Raw genomic sequence first — 22037 nt, 5'->3', positions numbered from 1 at the left:
AACCGAGCGGGCCCGGCGTCCCCGGCAGCCGCGACGGCGTGCCCGCGCCTCAGGCCCCGGCCCCCGCGCCCTCGTCGGGCCGGCGCCCCGCGAGCGTGGCGTGCCGCCGCCCGTAGAGGAGGTAGATGGCCAGCCCGACGGCGAGCCAGACGAGGAAGCGCAGCCAGGTCTCCACCGCCAGGCTGGACATCAGGGCCAGGCAGAGCAGCGCGGACACGATCGGCAGCAGCGGCACCTGCGGGGTCTTGAACGGTCGGCGCAGGCCCGGCTTCGTCCGGCGCAGCACGGCGACGGCGAGGGAGACCACGAAGAACGCGAACAGCGTGCCGATGCTGACCATCTCGGCCAGCGTCGCCAGCGGCACGAACGCGGCGAAGACGGCGATGACGACGGTGGCCACAGCCGTGAACCGGTACGGCGTCCGCCACCGCGGGTGGACCTTGCCGATGGACGGCGGCAGCAGCCCGTCGCGGCTGACGGCGAAGCCGATCCTGCCGACCGCGACGATGTCGACGAGGATCACCGAGGTGAGCCCGGCGACCGCCGCGATGCCGATCAGCAGGCCGGCCCAGCCGAGCCCCACCTGGTTGAAGGCGTCGGAGAGCGGCGCCCCCTCGCTGAGGTCGGTGTACCTCACCATCCCCGTGAGCACGAGGCAGACCCCGACGTAGAGCACGGTGCAGATCAGCAGCGTCCCGAGGAGGCCGCGCGGCATGTCCTTGGCCGGGTCCCGGCTCTCCTCGCCCAGGTTGGCGACCGCCTCGAAGCCGGAGTAGGCGAAGAACACGACGGCGGCGGCCACCAGCAGGCCGGGGACGCCGAAGGCCGCCGGCTCGATGCCGGACGCGAACTGCCACAGCGGCTGCTGCAGCCGGCTGGTGGCCCCCTCGGCGGGCGGGGCGCTGGGCGGGATGAACGGCACCAGGTTGGCGGCCTTGACGAAGAAGGCCCCGACGACGATGACGAAGAGGCAGACCGCGACCTTGATGACGACCAGCGCGTTCGTCACCCACTTCGACTCCCGGATGCCCACCATGGCGACCACCCCGAGCACGAGCACGATCGCCACCGCGCCGAGGTTGACCACCGAGCCCTCCTCCCCGAAGTAGGCCTGCGGCAGCCCGAACGCCTCCTGCAGGTAGCCCGACCAGCCCCGGGCCACCACGGCGGCGCCGAGGCTGAACTCGAGGATCAGGTCCCAGGCGATCACCCAGGCGAAGATCTCGCCGATGGTCGTGTAGGCGTAGGTGTAGGAGCTGCCCGCGGTGGGCACGGCGGCGGCCAGCTCGGCGTAGCAGAGCGCGGCCAGCAGGCTGACCACCCCGGCGACGACGAAGCTGATGACGATCCCGGGGCCGGCGTTGTTCTTCGCCTGCACGCCGGTCAGGGTGAAGATCCCGGTGCCGATGACGATCCCGATGCCGAAGCCCATCAGGTCGCGGGCCCGGAGCCGCCGGCTGAGTCCGGGACGGGCCTCACCCACCCCCTCGTCGTCGTTCTGGTGGAGGACGTCGTCGATGTCCTTGGTCCGCAGGAGACCGGCCTTGGGTGCCATGCGGGAGAACCTAGGACACGCCCGGCCCCGGGCCGACGGCCCCCTCCCCGCGGGCGCCGGTGACGCGGCGGGTCAGGGGCGCCGGGCGTGCCGGGCGTGCGCCGCCGCAGCCTCGACCGAACCGTCACCGGCGTCGTCGGCCGGGCCGTCGACGGGCGGCAGGCCGGGCCGGCTGCGGACCGCGGAGAACGTCCACAGCTTGTTCAGCACGAACGAGACCGGGGTGGTGACGATGATCTGGATGAGCTGGGCCCAGTACAGCCGGGTCCGGAAGCCGGAGGAGTCGTCGAAGAACGTCGGCGACAGCGACAGCCAGGAGCCGGGGTGCAGGAGCAGGGTGAGGATGCCCAGGCCGACCACGTGCGCCAGCAGCCCGACGGCCATGAAGGGCACGTACTCACCGAACCAGCCGGCGTGCTCGGTGCTGCGGAAGGTGTAGCGGCGGTTGAGCTGGAAGTTCCAGAGGTTGGCCACGACGAACGCGATGGTGGCGAAGACGTGGTACCAGCGGATGTTGAAGTCGGTGACCGGCAGCCCCAGGAAGACGCTGTCCTCGTCGGGCCCGAGCTTGTTGCACAGGACGACCACGAGCAGGTTCACGAGCACGCCGGACCCGCCCACCAGGCCGAACCGGAGCAGGAGGATCCAGTTGTGGCCGTGCCGGACGAACAGGTAGTTCCTTAGTCGCTCCACGATCGGATGAGGATACCCGCGGCGGCTGTCCCGCCGAGCGCGGGCGCGCGGCGACCGGCGCGCCGGGCCGCCACCGGCTTCAGCCACCGAACGAGGCACCCGACGGGGTGCGCTGGCAGCGGGGGCAGCGGAAGGCGGACCGGTTCATGAACGCCTCCCGCCGGACCGGCGTGCCGCAGCGCGGGCACGGCCGGCCCTCCTGCCCGTACACCGCCAGCGAGCGGTCGAAGTAGCCGCTGGAGCCGTTGACGTTGACGTAGAGCGCGTCGAAGGAGGTGCCGCCCTGCTCCAGCGCGCCGGCCATCACGTCGCGCGCGGCGGTGAGGACCGCCCGCGCCTGCGCCTGCCCGAGGTTGGCCGTCGCGCGGGCGTAGTGGGTGCGGGCCCGCCACAGCGCCTCGTCGGCGTAGATGTTGCCGATGCCCGACACCAGCGTCTGGTCGAGGAGGGCGCGCTTCACCCCGGTCCGCCTGGACCGCATCCGGCGGGCGGTCCCCTCGAGGTCGAACGCCTCGTCGAAGGGGTCGCGGCCGATGTGGGCGACCTCGGCCGGCAGCTCGGCGCCGCCCGGGGACAGCGACAGCCCGCCGAACATCCGCTGGTCGACGAAGCGGAGCTGCGGGTCGCCGTCGGCGAAGGTGATGAGGACGCGGGTGTTGGCGACCAGCGGCGCGTCAGCGGGATCCAGCCGGAACTGCCCGCTCATGCCCAGGTGGGCCAGCAGGGCGTCACCGTCGGCGAACGGCAACCAGAGGTACTTGCCGCGACGCCGCGGCTCGGTGAACGTGCGGCCGACCAGGACGGCGGCGAAGTGCTCGGGTCCGGCGAGGTGCCGGCGGACGGGGCGCGGGTGCAGGACCTGGACGGCCGACACGGTGCGGCCGGTCACGCCGGGCGCCAGGCCACGGCGGACGGTCTCGACCTCGGGCAGCTCGGGCACGCGGGGGGCCGGTCAGCGGGTGACGGGGGCCGTGTCAGCGGTCCCCGCGGCGGCTGCGGCGTCGGCCTGGAGCGCGGCGAAGGCGAGCGCGGCGGCGTTCTGCTCCGCCTCCTTCTTGTTCCGACCGGCGCCGGGGCCGTAGCTGTGCCGGTCGAGCACCACCATGGCCTGGAAGGTCTTGGCGTGGTCGGGACCGGACTCGACCACCTCGTAGACGGGCACGCCGAGCCCGGCGAGGGAGGCGCTCTCCTGCAGGCTCGTCTTCCAGTCCAGACCGGCGCCGAGCGTCGCCACGTCGACCATCAGCTGGTCGAACAGGTGGTGCACGAAGACGCGGGCGGTGTCGATGCCGTGCTCGGTGAACACCGCCCCGATGACGGCCTCCATCGTGTCGGCCAGGATCGAGGACTTGTCGCGGCCCCCCGTCGCCTCCTCACCACGGCCGAGCCGCAGCAGGGCGCCGAGGTCGAGCCCGCGGGCCACCTCGGCCAGGGCGCGGGAGTTGACCACGGCGGCCCGGAGCTTGGCCAGCTGCCCCTCGGACAGGTCCGGGTAGGACGTGAAGAGGTGCTCGGTGACCACGAGCCCGAGGACGGAGTCCCCGAGGAACTCCAGCCGCTCGTTGGTGGGCAGCCCGCCCTGCTCGTAGGCGAACGAGCGGTGGGTGAGGGCGCGGTCGAGCAGCTCGGGAGCGATCTGCATCCCGAGCTGCGTCAGCACCTCGACCATCGAGGGGCGCGACGTCCCCACGCTGGCGTCCCGGATCAGGACGCGAGGACCTGTCGACGAGCCGCGCGGGGCCCGTACTGGCCGCACGAGGGGCACGCCACGTGGGGCAGGTGCTTCTCGCGGCAGGCCGGGTTCGCGCAGGTGACCAGCGTCGGCACGGTCGCCTTCCACTGGGACCGACGGTGCCGCGTGTTGCTGCGCGACATCTTCCTCTTCGGTACGGCCACGGTTCTCTCCTCGCTTCTCCACCGGTGCGGTGGAGAACTCACATCTAGCTCTGGGACTGGCTCTGGACATCGTAGGATCCGCCCTCGCCGCCGTCGAGGCGGCTCAGCTTCTCCCACCGGGGGTCGACCGACGCCTCGTGGCTGTGCTCGGGATCGTCGTTGAGGTTGGCGCCGCACTCGACGCACAACCCCTGGCAGTCCTCCCGGCACAACGGCTGGAACGGCAGGTCGAGCACCACACCGTCACGGATCAGCGGCTCGAGGTCGACGAGGTCGTCCTCCAGCCGGCTGGCCTCCTCCTCGGTGGCCTCGCTCTCGGGGTGCACGAACAGCTCCTGCACGTCGACCTCCAGCGTCTCGGAGATCTCGGTGAGGCAGCGGACGCACTCCCCGCGCACGTGGACCGTGGCGGTCCCGGTCACCAGAACCCCCTCGACCACCGACTCGAGCCGGAGATCCAGGGCGACGGGCGACCCGGGTGGTACCCCGATCACGACCGTGCCGATCCCGTCCGGCGCGTCGACCGTCGTCCTGACCTGCTTCATCCCGCCCGCGTGACGACCCAGGTCGTGGGTGTCGAGGACCAGCTCTGAGCGGTGGTCCAGCGGGCGATGCGGCGAGCCCATCGCGATCCCTCCATGCCGAACGGTCCTGACAGCGTCATGACCGACGTCGTACGTTACCGGGTGCGGACCTCCCCGACCAAAACGGCCGGGCCGGACCCGCAGCGCTCCAGTCTGCCACGGGCCTCAAGCACCCGGCGCGGCCGCCTTCGCGCGGTCGGCGGGGTCCAGGTTGCTGCGCTCGGCCAGCCGGCTGCGCGCCGTCCGGACCTGGCTCGAGGTCTTGTGCAGCACCGACTCGAAGCTCGCCATCCGGGAGTCGATGAACAGGTCGGTCTCCTTCCGGAGCGCCGCCGCCTCCGCCTCCGCGTCAGCCTTGATCTTCGCGGCCTGCTCCTCGGCGACCTTGACGATCTGGCTGTCGCGAGCGAGCTTCTGCGCCTCGTCCTTGGCCTGGGCCAGCAACCGCTGCGACTCGGCCTCGCCCTCGGCGATCTTGGCCTGCGAGCGGTCGATGACGCGCTGGGCGTCGCTGATCTCGTCGGGGAGGCCGTCGATGACCTCGTCGATCGCGGCGAGCACCTCGCCGCGGTTGACCACGCAGGACGCCGACATGGGCATGGCCCGGGCGTTCAGCACGAGCTCGCGCAGGCGGGCGAGCTTCTCCTCGGCGGTGGTCTGGTCAGGCACTGGTACTCCTCGAGCACGGACTGGTGCCCGCCCCGGCGGGGGTCCGAGGGCGGGGTGCAACCGCTCCAGACTAACGGCCGCGGGGCGCCGGCCGGGTGCCGGGAGATGGGGGCGAACTCCGGGCGGGAGCCCTAGCGGCCGCGCTCCCCCGCCCGTCGACGCACGCGCTCCGCGACGGCCGGGGTGAGGAACTCCGCCACGTCCCCGCCGAGGCCCGCCACCTCGCGCACGAGGGAGGACGAGAGGTAGGACCAGGCCGGGGCGGCGGCGACGAAGACGGTGTCCACGCCGCTCAGGTGGGCGTTCATCTGCGCCATCGGCAGCTCGTAGGCGAAGTCGGCGGCCGAGCGCAGGCCCTTGACCACGGCGCCGATGCCCTCGGCGGTGCAGAAGTCGACCAGCAGCCCGTCGAACAGGGCGACCCGCACGTTGGGCCAGCCGGCGCAGGCCTCCTCGAGCATCGCCACCCGCTCCGGCGCCGTGAACCAGGCGCGCTTGGACCCGTTGGCCCCGACGGCGACGACGACCTCCTCCACGAGGGCGGCGGCCCGGCCGATGACGTCGAGGTGACCGCGGGTCACCGGGTCGAAGCTGCCGGGGCACACCGCGCGGGTCATGGGGTCACGCTAGCCGGGCGCCGATCCCGGGGACGGGCTCGCCGCGGCCGGCGGACCGTCGGGGGGCCCGGCGCAGGAGCCGAAGTGCAGGACGGTCTCGCCGTAGGTCCGGCTCCAGGTGTCGGTCACCAGCGGCGGCCAGACCGGGTCCGGGGTGCGGCGGCTGCGCTCGACGACGAGGAGCGCGTCGGCGGTGAGCCAGCCGCCGTCGGCCAGCGCCTGCAGGACGCCGGCCAGCGTCTCCCCCGCCAGCTCGTAGGGCGGGTCGAGGAAGACGACGTCGTAGGCCTGCGCGCTGGGGGACGCCACCACCGTCTCGACCTTGCCGGTCCGGACCTGGCCGGCGAGGCCGAGGTCGCGGACGTTGCGCGTGGTCACCCCGACGGTGCGCTTGTCGGCCTCCACCAGCAGGACCGGGCCGGCGCCCCGGCTGGCCGCCTCCAGGCCGACGGCGCCGGAGCCGGCGAACAGGTCGGCGAACGCCAGGCCGGCCAGGGCCTCGTCGGCCGGCGCGTCCGCGGTGCCCGCCCAGGCGGCGACCGCGGAGAACAGCGCCTCGCGGACGCGGTCGGTGGTCGGCCGGGTCCGCGACCCCGGCGGGGTCGTCAGCCGCCGGCCGCCGTGGGAGCCGGCGATGATGCGGCTCACGTCCGCTCCAGCCAGTCGCCGGCGGCCTGGCGCTCCATCAGCGCGACGGTGTCGGCCAGCCCGGGGTCGGTCAGCTCCGGGTCGGCCGCCACGCAGCGCTCGGCCAGGTCGCGGGCGCGGGCGATGACGTCGGCGTCGTCGAGCACCCGCAGCAGCCGCAGGCTGGAGCGGTGACCGGACTGGCTGGCGCCCAGCACGTCACCCTCCCGGCGCTGCTCGAGGTCCACCTCGGCCAGCGCGAAGCCGTCCCGGGTGCGGGCGACGGCGTCCAGCCGCTCGCGCGCCAGGCTGCCGTCGGGGGCGGCCGTGAGCAGCAGGCAGACGCCCGGGTGCTCACCGCGGCCGATCCGTCCCCGCAGCTGGTGCAGCTGGGAGATGCCGAAGCGGTCGGCGTCGCTGATCACCATGACCGCCGCGTTGGGCACGTCCACCCCCACCTCGATCACGGTGGTGGCCACCAGCACGTCCGTCTCCCCGGCCGCGAAGCGCCGCATCACGGCGTCCTTGTCGTCGGGCGGCAGCCGGCCGTGCAGCATCTCCACCCGGACGCCGGCCAGCGGCCCGGCCGTGAGCTCGGCGAACAGGTCCTCGACGGCGGCGGCGGGCGGCAGCGGCTCGGGGCCCTCGTCCAGCACCTCGTCCTCACCGGCCCGGCCGGCCGACTCGGCCGAGGAGATGCGCGCGCAGACGACGTAGGCCTGCCGACCGGCCCCGACCTCCTCGGCGATCCGGTGCCAGGCGCGGTCGACCCAGCCGGGGTGCCGGCGGCTGTCGACGACGACGGTGCTGACGTCCGCCCGGCCGGCCGGAACCTCGCGCAGCACCGACGTCTCGAGGTCGCCGAACACCGTCATGGCGACCGAGCGCGGGATCGGCGTGGCGGTCATGACCAGGACGTGCGGACGGGCGGCGGCCTTGGCCGCGAGGGCGGCGCGCTGCTCCACCCCGAAGCGGTGCTGCTCGTCCACCACGACCAGCCCGAGCTCGGCGAACTGCACCCCGGAGCTCAGCAGCGCGTGGGTGCCGACGACCAGGCCCGCCTCGCCGGACGCGGCCTGCAGGAGCGCCTCGCGCTTCTGCGCGGCCGTCATCGACCCGGTCAGCAGGGTGACCCGGGTGGCGTGCTCGGCGCCGCCCAGCATCCCGCCCAGCGCGAGGTCGCCCAGCATCCGGGTGAGGGTGCGGTGGTGCTGGGCGGCCAGCACCTCGGTGGGCGCGAGCAGCGCCGCCTGCCCGCCGGCGTCGACGACCGTGAGCATGGCGCGGAGCGCGACGAGCGTCTTGCCCGAGCCCACCTCGCCCTGCAGCAGCCGCTGCATCGGCCGGTCCAGGGCCAGCTCCCGCTCGATCTCCGCCCCCACCTCGACCTGCCCGGCGGTGAGGGTGAACGGCAGCCGGGCGTCGAAGGCGTCCAGCAGCCGGCCGGGCCGGCGGGGCCGGGGCACCGCGCCGTGGGCCGCGGCGTCAGCCCGGCGCTGGGCCATCGTCAGCTGCAGGGCGAAGGCCTCGTCGAAGCGGAGCCGGTCGCGGCCCTCGTCGATCTCGTCGCGGCTCGCGGGCTGGTGCAGCGCCTGCAGGGCCGGCAGCAGCTCGACCACCTCCGCCTCCTCCCGCAGCCAGGCGGGCAGCGGGTCGACCAGCCCGTCGAGGCCCTCCAGGACCAGCCGCGCGCACTCCGCGATCGTCCAGGTGCGCAGCTTCCCGGTCTGCGGGTAGAGCCCGATCAGCGGCGACGACACCGCCGTGGTCATGGCCGCGTTGCGCTGCGCCCCGCCGATCATCCGGCCCTCGTCGTCGACGATGACGAAGTCGGGGTGCGCCAGCTGCAGCTGGTTGTTGAACTCGCGGACCTTGCCCGCGAAGATCCCGCGGGCGCCCGGCGTCAGCTGGTTCTGCCAGTAATTGATCACCCGCGGCTGGCCGAAGAAGGTCAGGGTCAGCGAGCCCTTGTGGTCGGTGATCCTCGCCTCCAGCCGCGGCTTCTTGGCGGTGTGGTAGCTGCCGGAGGGCATGTTGTGCGCGCGGCTCTCCACCACCTCGGCGACGACGGCGACCTCCTGCTCGGGCTGCAGCACCGACAGGTCGCTGAGCTCCGCGGCCGAGAAGTAGCGCCGGGGCAGGTGGTGCATCAGGTCGCTGACCGTGCGGACCTTGAGCGACTCGAACTGCTTGGCCGTCTTGTCGCCGAGCACCCGGTCCAGCCGCTCGGTGAGCCGGCGGAAGGTGTCGGTCTGCCACGCCTGGACGACGGGGCCGACGACGGCGCTCACTCCGCCCCCAGCAGGACCGGGTAGCGCGGCTGGCCGCCCTCGAGGACCTGCACCTCGAGGGGCACCGGGTGACGGCGCGCCCAGGTCCTCAGCGCGGCGGCCAGGGTGCCGGGCGCGTCGGCGCCGAGGACCACGGTGAGCAGCTCGCCGCCGGAGGCCAGCAGCCGCTCCGCCACCCGGGTGGCGACGACGGTGACGTCGCGGCCGATCTCCACGAAGTCGCCGTCGACGACGCCGAGGACGTCACCCACCTCGCAGCGGCCGGCCATCGTCATGGCCGCGCTCTCGGCGACGGTGACCGCCCCGTGCCGCGCGTGGCCGGCCGCCGCCCCCATGGCAGCGACCGCGGCGTCGAAGTCGGCGTCGGGCTCGTGCACGGCCAGGGCCGCCAGGCCCTGGACCTGGGCGAGGGTGGGGATGACGACGAGGTGCCGCCCGCGGCCGGCCCGCTCGCCGCGGAGCCGGGCGACCAGGTGCGTGGCGGTCTCGAGGGTCTCCAGGTCGTTGGGCAGCACGACGACGTCGCCCTCCAGGCGGCGCAGGGTGGCGCTCAGCTCCTCCAGGAGCGGGCGTGGGCCCCGGCGGTCGACGGCCACCCCGCCGGCCTCCTCGACCGCACGGACCAGCCCGGGCCCGGCGACGACGGAGACGATCGTGCGGGTGGGCGCGGCCACCGGGTCGAGGGCGGTGATGCGGATCTGCGACAGCCGGCCGGTGCCGAGCGCGGCCTCGACCGCGGCGCCCGGCTCGGCGAGGTGGACGTGCACCTGCGCCAGGCCGGCGCCGCTGCCGGCCTCCCCGACCACGACGACGCTGTGGCCGAGGGCGTCGAGCCGCGCGCGGAGGGCGTCGAGGTCCTCGGCGCTCGCGTCGTGGACGACGTACATCACCTCGTACTCGGGACCGCCGGCGGCCGCCGCGGGCCGGGGCCGGACGTCGGCGGCGGCCAGCGGGAGGGCCGGCTCGCCGCCGAGCACCTCGACGAGGGCGTCCACCAGCAGGGCGTAGGCCTGTCCCCCGGCGTCCACCACCCCGGCCTCGGCCAGCACGTCGAGCTGGTCGGGGGTGCGGAGCAGGGCGGCGCGGGCCTCGGTCTGCGCGGCGCGGGCGACGGCCAGGGCGTCGTCGGGGGTGGCTTCCGCCGCGGCCCACGCGGCCCGGGCGGCGTCGGCGGCCACGGTGAGGATGGTCCCGGCGATCGGCCGCGCGACGGCGCGGCGGGCGGCCTCGGCGACCGTGGCCAGCAGCACGGCGACACGGGTGCCGGCGGGCCCCGGTCCGGCGCCCGGCAGGCCATGCTCCAGGCTGCGGCAGACGCTGGAGAACATCTCGGCGACGATCGCGCCCGAGTTGCCGTGGGCGGAGAGGATGGCGGCCTGGACGACGGCGCCCAGGTTGCCGCGGTTGACGTCGGGGACCGCGCGGGCGATGCCGGCCAGCGTCAGCTGCAGGTTGGAGCCCGTGTCGGCGTCGGAGACGGGGAAGACGTTGAGCGCGTCGAGGGCGTCGGCCGACTCCCCGATGAGCGTGCTGGACCGCCGCAGCCAGGCGTCGAAGGTCTCCCAGACGCTGGACCCCGGGCCGAGCGGGGCCGGCGCGCCGGAGCGGGAGGAGGGCAGCACGCCGTCACCCTATCCGCGCCCGTGCGGCGGCCCGTCGCCCCGGCGCTGCCGGATTGGTCCCCGCCCGGCCGGTTCGGGTACGCTGTTCCGGTTGCCCGGACGGGTAGCCCTAGGACGCCGCCGCGAGGCGGCACTTCGATGTCAGACAGCAATGGGAGCAACTCCAGTGGCAGCGGTATGCGACGTGTGCGGCAAGGGACCGGGCTTCGGCCACAACGTGCCCTGGTCGAAGAAGAAGACGAACCGGCGCTGGAACCCGAACATCCAGCGCATCCGCGCCATCGTGTCCGGCGCGCCGAAGCGGGTCAACGCCTGCACCTCCTGCATCAAGGCCGGCAAGGTCACCCGCTGACCTGATCGCCCCTGACCCGCCTCCTCCGGGAGGCGGGTTTTGTGCGTTCCCGGACAGCTGCTGACCTCCCGCACGTCGAACTCCCTCGCGCACGTCCTGCAGGGCGTGCGGTCAGGAGTCCAGCGTGCGGGGTGGCCCGCTGTCCACAGATGTCGCCGAAGGGCTGGCCGCGGGGAGGCCGCCCGTGGTGACGTCGTCCCATGCCACGCACCACCGCCGACCTCCTCGCTGAGGGGTACAGCCACAACGAGCTCGCCCAGTCGGCCCGCCGCGGCGAGCTCGTCCGCCTCCGGCGGGGCTCCTACCTGGACCCCGACGAGGTGTCCGAGGACGCCGCCCTCCGGCACCGTCAACTGGTCGGGGCCACCCTCCCGCTCCCCGGTGCCGGCGTCGTCAGCCACCTCTCGGCCGCCGTGGTGCACGGGCTGCCGGTCTGGGGCGACCCGCTCAGGCTGGTTCACGTGACCCGCACCAGCGGGACCGGCCGGCGCGAGGGCCACCTCCATCTCCACGTCACCCCGCTGGGGCCTGCGGACGTCGTCCAGGTGGACGACCTAGCGGTGACCGCTCTGGCCCGCACGGTGGTCGACCTGGCGCGCAGCCTGCCGCTGCAGCAGTCCGTCGCGGCTGGCGATGCCGCCCTCAGGAAGGGCCTCACGTCCGGCGAGCTGGCCACCGCCCTGGACGAGGCGCAGGGGCGCCCCGGGGTCTTCGCCGCCCGCCGCGCGGTACGGCTGATGGACGCCCGCAGCGAGAGCGCCGGTGAGTCGGCCAGCCGCGTCGTCCTGCACCAGTGCGGCCTGCCGCCGACCGACCTGCAGCACCAGGTGTTCGACGACCGTGGCCGGCTGGTCGGCCGGAGCGACTTCGCCTGGCCGGAGCACCGCACTCTGGGGGAGTTCGACGGGCGGGTGAAGTACGGCCGCCTGCTGCGTCCCGGGCAGACCCCGGAGGACGTCGTCTGGGAGGAGAAGCGCCGCGAGGACGCGCTCCGGGACCGGGGCTGGCAGGTGGTCCGGTGGATCTGGGCCGACCTGCTCCGGCCCGACCTGCTGGTGGAGCGGCTCGGCCGGGCCTTCCGCCGCAACGCTCGCTGACGCACGGCGAACTCCGTCCCGCACGTCCTGCTGCACGTGCGGCACAGCGCTCGTCGTGCGGGAGCTCAGGCTTGGATGACCACCGGGATGATCATCGGACGACGGCGGTGGGTGTCGTTGACCCACTTGCCCGTCCGCCGGCGGACGGCCTGCTGCAGGCGGTAGGGGTCGTCGATGCCCTCGCGGAGGGCGTTCTCCAGCACCTCGATGACCAGCGGCCGGAGGCTGTCGAAGACGTGCTCGCCCTCGACGAAGCCGCGGGCGTGGATGTCGGGCCCGCTGATGATCGTCGACGTGTGGGTGTTGACCACCGTGACGATCGAGATGAAGCCCTCCTCGCCGAGGATCCGGCGGTCCGTGAGCGCCGACTCGGTGATGTTCCCGACCGTCGAGCCGTCCACGAAGATGTAGCTGGCGTCGACCTTGCCGACGATCCGCGCCCGGCCGTTCTGCAGGTCCACGACCGAGCCGTCCTCGGCGATGATCGTGTGCTCGCGCGGCACGCCGGTGGCGACGGCGAGGTCGGCGTTGGCGATCAGGTGGCGGCTCTCGCCGTGCACCGGCATGACGTTCTTGGGCCGGACGATGTTGTAGCAGAACAGCAGCTCACCGGCGCTGGCGTGACCGGAGACGTGCACCATGGCGTTGCCCTTGTGCACCACCTTGGCGCCCAGCTTGGTCAGGCCGTTGATCACGCGGTAGATGGCGTTCTCGTTGCCCGGGATCATCGAGCTGGCCAGCACCACCGTGTCGCCCGGCTTCAGCGAGATCACCTGGTGCTCCCGATTGGCCATCCGGGACAGGGCCGACAGGGGCTCGCCCTGGGAGCCGGTGGAGATGATGACGACGTCCTGGGGCCGGTGCTTGTCGATGTCGCGCATCTCGATCAGCGTGTTGGCCGGCACCTTGAGGTAGCCCAGGTCGCGGGCGACGCCCATGTTGCGGACCATCGACCGGCCGACGTAGACGACCTTGCGGCCGTGCTCGGCGGCCCGCGTCCATCACCTGCTGGACGCGGTGCACGTGCGAGGCGAAGCAGGCGACGATGACGCGCTGCTTGCTGCGGCTGAACACCCGCTCCAGCGCCGGCGCGATGTCACGCTCGGGGGTGGTGAAGCCGGGCACCTCGGCGTTGGTGGAGTCGACGAGGAACAGGTCGACGCCCTCCTCCCCCAGCCGGGCCAGCGAGCGGACGTCGGTGATCCGGTCGTCCAGCGGCAGCTGGTCCATCTTGAAGTCGCCGGTGTGCAGGATGAGGCCGGCGGGTGTCCGGACGGCCACGGCGAGCGCGTCGGGGATGGAGTGGTTGACGGCGATGAACTCGAGGTCGAAGTGCCCGACGGTGATCCGCTCGAGGTCGGTGACCTCGCGCTTGACCACGCCGCGGATCTGGTGCTCGCGGAACTTCTCGCTGACCAGGGCCAGCGTCAGCTTGGAGCCGATCAGCGGGATGTCGGTGCGCTGTCGTAGCAGGTAGGGCACGCCGCCGATGTGGTCCTCGTGGCCGTGGGTCAGCACGACCCCCACCACGTCGTCCAGGCGGTCCTCGATCACGCCGAAGCCCGGGAGGATGAGGTCGACGCCCGGGTGGTTCTCCTCGGGGAACAGCACGCCGCAGTCGATGAGGAGCAGCTGGCCCTTGTACTCCAGGGCGGTCATGTTCCGGCCGATGTCGCCCAGGCCCCCGAGCGGGATGACGCGCACGGCGTTGCCCTGGAGGGTGGGCGGGTTCTTCAAGCTGCTGGCTGCCACGTCGGACCACGTTACAGGGGAGTGGCGGCGGTCCTGGCCTTCCACCCGCCCGGGCGGGCCCGGGGTCCGGCCCGACGGGGTGCGGGCGCACGACCCTGCTCGGCGCGACCTGCCGCGCGGCACCGCCCGCCGCGGTCGATCCGGGTCGTGGCCCGGCTCGGCTAGCATCGCCGGGATGAGCGTCCCCCCGGCCCCGGTGGCCGACTCCGTCCGGTTGGCCTGGCCGGCGGAGGCCGTCGCCATCGCCGACCTCCAGCGCCGCGTCTGGGCGGCCGAGCTGCCGCCCGACGTCGCGTCCGACGTGCTGGCCGGGGTCACGGCCACCGAGATGAGCGCCGCCTGGGAGCAGGCGATCAGCCGCCCGCCGCAGGCCCGGTTCCGGGTGCTGGTGGCGGTCGAGGAGTCCCGCGTGGTCGGCTTCGCCACCACCGTGCCGGCCCAGGACCCCGACGCCGACCCGGTCGCCGACGGCGAGGTCCAGGAGTTCGCCGTCGACCCCCCGGCCCGGCACCGCGGCCACGGGTCCCGGCTCCTCAACGCCTGCGCCGACACCCTGCGGGCCGACGGCTTCACGCGGGCCCGCTGGTGGGTCGCCACCACCGACGACGCCCTGCGGCGCTTCCTCACGTCGGCCGGCTGGGCCGCCGACGGCAGCAGCCGCGAGATCGGCTCCGACGACGTCGAGCTGCGGCTGCGCCAGGTCCGGCTGCACACCGACCTCGGTTAGGGGCCCTTCGACAGGCTCAGGGAGCGGGGACGGGGGCGGCCCTTCGACAGGCTCAGGGAGCCGGAGCGGCGATGGTCAGCGCCGCAGCTCGACGTCCCGGCCGAGCAGTCCGACGTCGACGGCGTCGTCGCCGGCCGCGATGGAGGTCACCGTCAGTCCCAGCGGCAGCCCGGTCACCGGGATGGGTTGCACGACCGCGCGCAGCAGCGCGTCGGAGGCGGACTGCGGCAGGGTGACCCCGGCGAGGTCGACCGTCGGGTCGGTCAGCGTGAGCGTCTGCGCGTCCACGTCGAGCTGCGGCAGCCCGGTCACGGTCGCGGTGACGTCGGCGCCGAAGACGGAGGTCTTGCGCTCCAGCCGCACGCGGCCGCCGCCCGCCGCCGTGAGCGGCGCGCCGGCCAGGCCGCTCAGCGCGCCGTAGTCCAGGCGTGCGGTCCCCTCGACCCGGGAGGCCTCCAGCGTGCGGTACCAGTCGGGGGTGGTGACGTCGGTCAGGACGAGGTCGGCGTGCTGCACGGGCACCGTGGTGCTCCCGTCGGCCCCCAGGTCGTCGGCGACGACGTGCACCCGCGGCAGCCGCTGGCCGACGGCCTGGGTGAGGAAGGGCCAGCCCTCGACGTCGACGGCGGGCGGGGTCGCCGTCCCGAGCTGCGCCTGCAGCTGGCCGGCGGCCTCGCGCTCGGCCCGCTGCTCGGCGTAGCGGTCGGCGAAGAACAGCCCCAGCGCCAGCAGCGCCACCACCACGAGGAGGACGACGAGCCCGGTGACCCGCGAGCGGCGGCGGGCCGCCATCAGGTGAGCCCGAGGACGGGCTCGATGCCGACGGTCAGGCCCGGCCGGTCGCCGACGGCCCGGACCCCGGCCAGCACCCCCGGCATGAAGGAGACGCGGTCCAGGGAGTCGTGCCGCAGGGTCAGCGTCTCGCCCTCCGACCCCAGCAGCACCTCCTGGTGCGCCACCAGGCCCCGCAGCCGGACGCTGTGCACCGCGATGCCGTCGACGTCGGCGCCGCGGGCGCCGGGCAGCTCCTGGACGGTGGCGTCGGGCGGGGCGGGCAGGTCGGCGGCGGCGCGCGCCGCGGCGACCCGGCGGGCGGTGGTGGTCGCGGTCCCGGACGGGGCGTCGGCCTTGCCCGGGTGGTGCAGCTCGACGATCTCGACGCTCTCGTAGAAGGCCGCGGCCTGCTCGGCGAACCGCATCATCAGCACGGCTCCGATGGAGAAGTTGGCGGCGACCAGGACCCCGACCCCGGGCCGGCCGGCGAGCAGGGCGCGCAGCTGCGCCAGCCGGGCCTCGTCGAACCCCGTGGTGCCGACGACGGCGTGCACGCCGTGCTCCACGCACCAGCCGAGGTTGTCCATGACCGCGTCGGGGTGGGTGAAGTCGACGACGACGTCCGCGGCCCCGGCGGGGGCCCGGTCCTCGCCGGCGTCGACCGCGGCGACCAGCTCGAGGTCGTCGGCGGCCTCGACCGCGCGGCAGACCTCGGCGCCCATCTTCCCGCGGGCGCCGAACACGGCCACCTTGATCACCGGGTGCTCCTCGCCTCGTGCTGTCAGGAGGACCAGTCTCGCAGGACCTTCGCGGGCACCCGGGGACCGACCAGCCCCAGCACCGGCTGCTGGCTGAACAGGGTGGCGGCCGCGGCCTGCACCTGGCCGGCGTCGACCGCGTCGAAGCGGTCCAGCACCTCGGCGAGGTCCCGCTGGTCCCCCAGCACCGTGTTGCCGCCGAGCCTGCTCATCCGGCTGGACGGGCTCTCGTAGGACAGCACCGTCTGGCCGCGCATCTGGCCCTGGGCGCGCGCGAGCTCCGCCTCGGTGACGCCGTGCTCGGCGACCTCGGCCAGCGTCGCCCGGACGAGGTCGACGATCGGTGCCAGCTTGTTCGGCGCGCACTGCCAGTCGACGCTCCACAGCCCGGCGTCGGAGTAGGTGGTCTCCCCCGCGTCGATGCCGTAGGTGAGCCCGCGGCGCTCGCGCACCTCCACGAACAGCCGGGAGGACATCCCACCGCCCAGCACGAGCGAGAGCAGCCCCAGCGCGTAGCGGGCGTCGTCGAACAGGCCGGGGCTGGGGTAGCCCAGCACCGCGCTGACCTGCTCCACCCGGCGTTCGGCGGTGACCAGGCCACCACGGCTGTTGACGGCGGTGGCCTTCGGCGGGCGCCGGGCGGGCCCGTGCGGGCGGGCGTCCAGCGACGCGAGCTGCTCCACGAGCCGGTCGTGGTCGACGTGGCCCGCGGCGGCCACGACCAGCGAGGACGGGCCGTAGTGCCGGCGCCAGTGGCGGACCACCTGGTCGCGGGTGAGGTCCGCGATGGACCCGGGCGAGCCGATGACCGTGCGGCCGAGGCCGGAGCCGGCGAACACGTGGCCCGCGACGACCTCCTGGACCACCTCGCCCGGGTCGTCGGCGTGCATCGCGATCTCGTCCTGGATGACCGCGCGCTCCGCGTCCAGGTCGCTGCCGGTGATCGTGGACGCCGTGATCATGTCGGTGAGCACGTCGACGGCCAGCGCCGCATCGCCCTGGAGCACCCGGGCGTAGAAGCAGGTGTACTCCTTGGTGGTGTAGGCGTTCAGCTCACCACCGACCGCCTCGACGGCCGCGGAGATCTCCTCGGCGCTGCGCCGCGCGGTGCCCTTGAAGAGCACGTGCTCGAGGAAGTGGGACGCCCCGTGCAGGGCGGGGGTCTCGTGCCGGGAGCCGACCCCGGCGAAGACCCCGACCGAGAAGGTCCGGCTGGCGGGCATGTGCTCGGTGACCACCTGCAGCCCGTTCGGCAGGGTGGTACGCCGCACGGCGCCACCCACGAAGGGGTGACGCCGTGCGGGACGCCGCGAGGCGGCAGCTGAGGCCGAGGGGCTCAGACCGACGCCTCTTCCTCGACGACGGGGACCAGCGACAGCTTGCCCCGGTCGTCGATCTCGTTGATCTCGACCTGGATCTTCTGGCCGACGCTGACGACGTCCTCGACGTTGTCGACGCGCGCGCCACCGGCCAGCGGGCGCAGCTTGCTGATGTGCAGCAGGCCGTCCTTGCCGGGCAGCAGCGACACGAAGGCGCCGAAGGCCGTGATCTTGACGACGGTGCCGAGGTACCGCTCGCCCTTCTCCGGCATGGTCGGGTTGGCGATGGCGTTGATCAGCGCCCGCGCCGCCTCGGCCTTGTCGCCCGAGTCCGCACCGACGTAGATCGTGCCGTCGTCCTCGATCGAGATCTGCGCACCGGTGTCGTCCTGGATCTGGTTGATCACCTTGCCCTTCGGGCCGATGACCTCACCGATCTTGTCGACGGGGATGTGGATCGTGATGATCCGCGGCGCGAACAGGCTCATCTCGTCCGGTCCGTCGATGGCCTCGTTCATGACGTCGAGGATCGAGTTCCGGGCGTCCTTGGCCTGGTTCAGCGCCGAGGCGAGGACCGAGGCCGGGATGCCGTCGAGCTTGGTGTCGAGCTGCAGGGCGGTGATGAAGTCCCGCGTGCCGGCGACCTTGAAGTCCATGTCGCCCATGGCGTCCTCGGCCCCGAGGATGTCGGTCAGCGCGACGTAGCGCGTCTCGCCGTCGACGGTGTCGGAGACCAGGCCCATGGCGATGCCGGCGACGGGAGCGCGCAGCGGCACCCCGGCGTTCAGCAGGCCGAGGGTGGACGCGCAGACCGAGCCCATCGAGGTGGACCCGTTGGACCCGAGCGCCTCGGAGACCTGGCGGATGGCGTAGGGGAACTCCTCGCGCGTCGGCAGCACGGGCAGCAGGGCGCGCTCGGCGAGCGCTCCGTGGCCGATCTCGCGCCGCTTCGGCGACCCGACCCGACCGGTCTCACCGGTGGAGTAGGGCGGGAAGTTGTAGTTGTGCATGTAGCGCTTGGTGGTCTCGGGCGCCAGCGTGTCGAGCTTCTGCTCCATGCCCAGCATGTTCAGCGTGGTGACGCCGAGGATCTGGGTCTCGCCACGCTGGAACAGCGCCGAGCCGTGCACGCGGGGGATCACGTCGACCTCGGCGGACAGGGTCCGGATGTCGCTCAGCCCACGGCCGTCGATGCGCACCTGGTCGGTGAGGATCTTCTGCCGGACGAGCTTCTTGGTGAGCGCCCGGAACGCACCGGAGATCTCCTTCTCGCGACCCGCGAACTGCTCGGAGAGCTGGCCGACGAGCTTCGCCTTGAGCGCGTCGGTGGCCTGCTCGCGCTCCTGCTTGTCCGCGATCGACATGACCTGCGACAGCTCGGCCGACGCGGTCTCGGAGACGGCGGCGAAGACGTCGTCCTGGTAGTCCGCGAAGATCGGGAACTCCGCCGTGGTCTTGGGGAAGTGCGTCGCCAGCTCGGCCTGCGCGTCGCACAGGGCCTTGATGAACGGCTTCGCGGCCTCGAGACCGGAGGCGACGACCTCCTCGGTCGGCGCGGTCTTCCCGCTGCGGACCAGGTCCCAGGTCTGCGCCGTCGACTCGGCCTCGACCATCATGATCGCGACGTCGCCGTCGGCGAGCACGCGGCCGGCCACGACCATGTCGAAGGTGGACTCCCCGAGCTGGTCGACGTCGGGGAAGCCGACCCACTGGTCACCGATCAGCGCGACGCGGACGCCGCCGATCGGGCCGGTGAACGGCAGGCCGGCCAGCTGGGTGGACATCGAGGCCGCGTTGATGGCGACGACGTCGTAGGTCTTGTTCGGGTTCAGCGCCATGACGGTGACGACGACCTGGACCTCGTTGCGCAGGCCCTTGACGAAGCAGGGGCGCAGCGGGCGGTCGATCAGCCGGCAGGTGAGGATGGCGCCCTCGGACGGGCGGCCCTCGCGGCGGAAGAACGAGCCGGGGATGCGCCCGGCGGCGTACATCCGCTCCTCGACGTCCACGGTCAGCGGGAAGAAGTCGATGGCGTCGCGCGGCTTGCTCTGGGCCGTGGTGGCCGCGAGGAGCATGGTGTCGTCGTCGAGGTAGACGGCGGCCGAACCGGCGGCCTGACGGGCCAGCAGGCCCGACTCGAAACGGACGACGTGCTTGCCGAGGGCGCCGTTGTCGATGACGGCCTCGGTGACGTGCAGTTCAGGTCCCTCCACGGGATTCCTTTCTGTGGCAGGCCCTGGGCCCACCGGAGGTGTGGATCGTCCCGCACACCTGTCGCCTGACGGCGGCTGCTCGACGGCCTCGTGCCACGAGGCCCTGCTCCCCCGGAGCAGTGGGAGGCCGGTCTTCGATCGAGGTCCGCGGGTCGGGCAGGTGACGACCTGCGCGCCGGCACGGGGCCGGCGGACCCGAAGACCACTACCGAGGACCGAAGCTCTCCGCGTCGAGTGCGTGCGGGATGCGATTCAGCGGGTGATGTCGGACTGTTCAGTTGTGGTGGTGCGGTGCTGACCGTGCTGCAGGGGAGCGGCCCTGCCCGCCCCGGGGGGCGCGGAGGACCGCTCCGCTCACGTCAGCGACGCAGGCCGAGCCGCTCGATGAGCGTCCGGTAGCGGTTGATGTCGGTCTTGGCCACGTAGTTGAGCAGACGGCGGCGCTGGCCGACCAGGAGCATCAGGCCACGACGGCTGTGGTGGTCGTGCTTGTGCTCCTTCAGGTGCTCGGTCAGGTGCGCGATGCGCCGGGTGAGGACCGCGACCTGCACCTCGGGAGAACCCGTGTCACCTTCGTGGGTGGCGAACTCGTCGATGGTCTGCTTCTTGATGGCAGCGTCAAAAGCCACGTTCTCTCCTTCGGTTTCCCGTTGCGCGGCGCTCCCGGGTCCCGTCGTCCGGGGTTCACTCGGTGTGAGGGGGAGCTCTTGGTGGTCCGCGGCCGATCAAACGGCGTGGCCAAACTTACCAGGACCGCCCGGGGCGCACGAATCCTCCCGCGCTCGGGGCGCGGGCCGGCCCGCCCGTGCCGCGCCGCCGGCGGCCCGGATCAGCCCGCCGCGGTGTCAGACCGCTCCGCTAGCCTCGGCGACGTCAGGCCGGCCGGGCCGGCACCGGGAGGACGAGGGAGTTCACCATGACCATGCTGTCGCGCCGCCACCTGCTGGCCGGGGGCCTCGCCGCCACGGGCACCGCTGCCCTCGCCGGCGGCGGGGTCGTCACCCCGCCGCCGGCGACCGCCCGCTCCCGGCCCCGACCGGGCTACCCGCTGCGGCGGTGGGCCGGCGACACCTGGCGCTCGATGGTCGCGATGACCGACGAGGGCACCGGCCTCACCGCCGACAACATCGAGGGCCCGGTGACCGACCCGCTCCGCAGCGGCTACACCTCGCCCACCAACATCGGCGGCTACCTGTGGAGCACCGTCGTCGCGCTCGAGCTGGGCCTGGTCGGGCGGCCGGAGGGCGTGCACCGGATCGCGCAGACGCTCGAGAGCCTGGCGGGCCTGCGCCACCACGCGCCCAGCGGGATGTTCTACAACTGGTACGACGAGGCGACCGGTGAGGTGCTGACCCGCTGGCCCACCGACGGCAACCGCGTCGACCCGTTCCTCTCCAGCGTGGACAACGGCTGGCTGGCGGCGGGGCTGATGGTGGTGCGCCGCGCCGAGCCGGCGGTGGCGGCGCAGGCGGGCCGGCTGCTCCGCCGGATGGACTTCGGGGCGTTCTACGACCCCCGGCCCGCCGACCACGGCGACCTGGGGTCAGGTCTGCTCCGCGGCGGCTTCTGGGACGCCGAGCCGGCCGGCGCCTCGGTGCCCGGCACCCTGCCGGGGACCGAGCACCCCGTCTGGTTCACGCCCAACTACTACGACACCACGGTCTCGGAGACCCGGATCGCCTCCTACATCGCCATCGCCCGCGGGCAGGTGCCGCCCGAGCACTACTACGCGACCTGGCGGGTGCTGCCGCTGGACCGCGACTGGCAGGAGCAGCGGCCCGTCGGCCGCACCCGGCGCTACCGCGGCCTCGACGTGTTCGAGGGCGCCTACACCTACCGCGGTCTGCGGGTCGTGCCCGGCTGGGGCGGCTCGATGTTCGAGGCGCTGATGCCCGACGTGTTCGTGCCCGAGGCGCGCTGGGCGCCCCGCTCCTGGGGCGTCAACCACCCGCTGACCGTGCGCGCGCACCGCGAGCACGGTCTCGAGGAGGCCGGCTACGGCTACTGGGGCTTCTCCCCCGCCAGCCAGCCCGGTGGCGGGTACCGGGAGTACGGCGTCGACGCGATCGGGATGAACCCCGACGGCTACTTCTCCGACGTCGAGAGGACGAACGCCGACGTCGGCTTCGGCACCACCCGACCCGCGACGAACCCGACCCCGGACTACGGCGACGGCGTGGTCACGCCGCACGCGTCCTTCCTGGCGATGCAGCACGAGCCCCGTCAGGCTCTCGCGAACCTGCAGAAGATGGAGCGCGAGCTCGACGTCTACGGCGACGGCGGCTTCTACGACGCCGTGGCCGTCGGCTCGGGCACCGTGGCCCGGCGCTACCTCTCCCTCGACCAGGCCATGGTGCTGGGCGCGATCGGGAACGTCGCCGGCCACGACGTCGTCCGGCGGGCCTTCAGCCGCGGCGCGGTCGAGCGGACCGTCCGGCCGCTGATCGCCCCGGAGCGGTTCGGGGCCGGGCTGGTCGAGCGCTGAGCGGGG

Annotated in this window: 20 protein-coding genes and 1 pseudogene; 4 read left to right on the top strand and 17 right to left on the bottom strand. The window is 73.6% G+C overall.

Annotated elements, in window-relative coordinates; all coding sequences use genetic code 11:
• Window positions 1-49: 49 nt before the first annotated feature.
• From BLT72_RS06320 to BLT72_RS06275, 11 genes are all read right to left on the bottom strand, one after another.
• Window positions 50-1555 carry an APC family permease gene (locus tag BLT72_RS06320; protein ID WP_091411199.1) on the bottom strand — a complete coding sequence of 502 codons (1506 nt, stop codon included), beginning with the start codon at window positions 1553-1555 and terminating at the stop codon, window positions 50-52.
• A gap of 72 nt (window positions 1556-1627) precedes the next feature.
• A complete protein-coding gene (locus tag BLT72_RS06315; RefSeq protein ID WP_091411197.1) occupies window positions 1628-2248 on the bottom strand; it encodes a GtrA family protein in 621 nt (206 codons plus the stop codon).
• A gap of 79 nt (window positions 2249-2327) precedes the next feature.
• A complete protein-coding gene (mutM, locus tag BLT72_RS06310; protein WP_091411194.1) occupies window positions 2328-3188 on the bottom strand; it encodes a bifunctional DNA-formamidopyrimidine glycosylase/DNA-(apurinic or apyrimidinic site) lyase in 861 nt (286 codons plus the stop codon).
• A 12-nt stretch (window positions 3189-3200) separates the two neighbouring features.
• The gene (rnc, locus tag BLT72_RS06305) at window positions 3201-3917 is read right to left on the bottom strand and encodes a ribonuclease III (RefSeq protein WP_157720613.1); all 717 of its coding nucleotides are present in this window, start codon (window positions 3915-3917) and stop codon (window positions 3201-3203) included.
• A 35-nt stretch (window positions 3918-3952) separates the two neighbouring features.
• On the bottom strand, window positions 3953-4144 hold the full coding sequence (gene rpmF, locus BLT72_RS22085) for a 50S ribosomal protein L32 (RefSeq protein WP_157720319.1): 192 nt from the start codon (window positions 4142-4144) through the stop codon (window positions 3953-3955).
• Between the two features lie 44 nt (window positions 4145-4188).
• Window positions 4189-4770 carry a YceD family protein gene (locus BLT72_RS06300; protein WP_091411190.1) on the bottom strand — a complete coding sequence of 194 codons (582 nt, stop codon included), beginning with the start codon at window positions 4768-4770 and terminating at the stop codon, window positions 4189-4191.
• A gap of 123 nt (window positions 4771-4893) precedes the next feature.
• A complete protein-coding gene (locus BLT72_RS06295) occupies window positions 4894-5397 on the bottom strand; it encodes a hypothetical protein (RefSeq protein ID WP_091411188.1) in 504 nt (167 codons plus the stop codon).
• Between the two features lie 131 nt (window positions 5398-5528).
• Window positions 5529-6014 (bottom strand): pantetheine-phosphate adenylyltransferase, encoded by a 486-nt coding sequence (gene coaD / locus BLT72_RS06290; protein ID WP_091411185.1) that lies wholly within the window; start codon window positions 6012-6014, stop codon window positions 5529-5531.
• A 9-nt stretch (window positions 6015-6023) separates the two neighbouring features.
• The gene (gene rsmD / locus BLT72_RS06285) at window positions 6024-6662 is read right to left on the bottom strand and encodes a 16S rRNA (guanine(966)-N(2))-methyltransferase RsmD (RefSeq protein WP_091411183.1); all 639 of its coding nucleotides are present in this window, start codon (window positions 6660-6662) and stop codon (window positions 6024-6026) included.
• Window positions 6659-8932 (bottom strand): ATP-dependent DNA helicase RecG, encoded by a 2274-nt coding sequence (locus tag BLT72_RS06280; protein ID WP_231930375.1) that lies wholly within the window; start codon window positions 8930-8932, stop codon window positions 6659-6661. Before BLT72_RS06280 ends, rsmD begins: the two co-directional genes overlap by 4 nt.
• On the bottom strand, window positions 8929-10554 hold the full coding sequence (locus tag BLT72_RS06275) for a DAK2 domain-containing protein (RefSeq protein WP_091411181.1): 1626 nt from the start codon (window positions 10552-10554) through the stop codon (window positions 8929-8931). The genes BLT72_RS06280 and BLT72_RS06275 overlap by 4 nt, the downstream gene beginning before the upstream one ends.
• A 166-nt stretch (window positions 10555-10720) precedes the next feature.
• Here BLT72_RS06275 and rpmB point away from each other — a divergent pair, with 166 nt between their 5' ends.
• Together rpmB and BLT72_RS06265 are read left to right on the top strand one after the other, a co-directional pair.
• Complete coding sequence (gene rpmB / locus BLT72_RS06270) at window positions 10721-10906, top strand: 50S ribosomal protein L28 (protein ID WP_091411178.1); 186 nt, start codon at window positions 10721-10723, stop codon at window positions 10904-10906.
• Between the two features lie 200 nt (window positions 10907-11106).
• Window positions 11107-12003: a hypothetical protein gene (locus BLT72_RS06265; protein ID WP_091411176.1), complete on the top strand. Its 897-nt coding sequence runs from the start codon at window positions 11107-11109 to the stop codon at window positions 12001-12003.
• A 65-nt stretch (window positions 12004-12068) separates the two neighbouring features.
• Here the strand turns inward: BLT72_RS06265 and BLT72_RS06260 are convergent.
• Window positions 12069-13755: pseudogene (locus BLT72_RS06260) on the bottom strand (ribonuclease J).
• A 175-nt stretch (window positions 13756-13930) separates the two neighbouring features.
• Between BLT72_RS06260 and BLT72_RS06255 the strand changes: the two are divergent.
• Window positions 13931-14482, top strand: coding sequence for a GNAT family N-acetyltransferase (locus tag BLT72_RS06255; RefSeq protein ID WP_091411173.1), 552 nt, complete (start codon window positions 13931-13933; stop codon window positions 14480-14482).
• 75 nt (window positions 14483-14557) lie between these two features.
• Here the strand turns inward: BLT72_RS06255 and BLT72_RS06250 are convergent, their stop codons facing one another.
• From BLT72_RS06250 to rpsO, 5 genes are all read right to left on the bottom strand, one after another.
• Window positions 14558-15274, bottom strand: a complete 717-nt coding sequence (locus tag BLT72_RS06250; protein ID WP_091411170.1) for an LmeA family phospholipid-binding protein — start codon at window positions 15272-15274, stop codon at window positions 14558-14560.
• Complete coding sequence (gene dapB, locus BLT72_RS06245; RefSeq protein WP_091411168.1) at window positions 15274-16014, bottom strand: 4-hydroxy-tetrahydrodipicolinate reductase; 741 nt, start codon at window positions 16012-16014, stop codon at window positions 15274-15276. The genes BLT72_RS06250 and dapB overlap by 1 nt, the downstream gene beginning before the upstream one ends.
• A 23-nt stretch (window positions 16015-16037) precedes the next feature.
• Entirely contained in the window at window positions 16038-17285 is a 1248-nt protein-coding gene (locus BLT72_RS06240) for a M16 family metallopeptidase (RefSeq protein ID WP_197677211.1), read from the bottom strand.
• A 65-nt stretch (window positions 17286-17350) separates the two neighbouring features.
• Window positions 17351-19546 (bottom strand): polyribonucleotide nucleotidyltransferase, encoded by a 2196-nt coding sequence (locus tag BLT72_RS06235; RefSeq protein ID WP_091411165.1) that lies wholly within the window; start codon window positions 19544-19546, stop codon window positions 17351-17353.
• 359 nt (window positions 19547-19905) lie between these two features.
• Complete coding sequence (gene rpsO / locus BLT72_RS06230; RefSeq protein WP_091411163.1) at window positions 19906-20175, bottom strand: 30S ribosomal protein S15; 270 nt, start codon at window positions 20173-20175, stop codon at window positions 19906-19908.
• A gap of 287 nt (window positions 20176-20462) precedes the next feature.
• On the opposite strand from rpsO, the gene BLT72_RS06225 reads away from it, so the two are divergent.
• Window positions 20463-22031, top strand: coding sequence for a glucoamylase family protein (locus BLT72_RS06225; RefSeq protein ID WP_091411161.1), 1569 nt, complete (start codon window positions 20463-20465; stop codon window positions 22029-22031).
• Window positions 22032-22037: the final 6 nt, after the last annotated feature.

The organism is Friedmanniella luteola, from assembly GCF_900105065.1.
GTDB lineage: Bacteria > Actinomycetota > Actinomycetes > Propionibacteriales > Propionibacteriaceae > Microlunatus > Microlunatus luteolus.
Note: the sequence above shows the minus strand (reverse complement) of the source record. Positions and strands in the feature narration are given on the sequence as shown.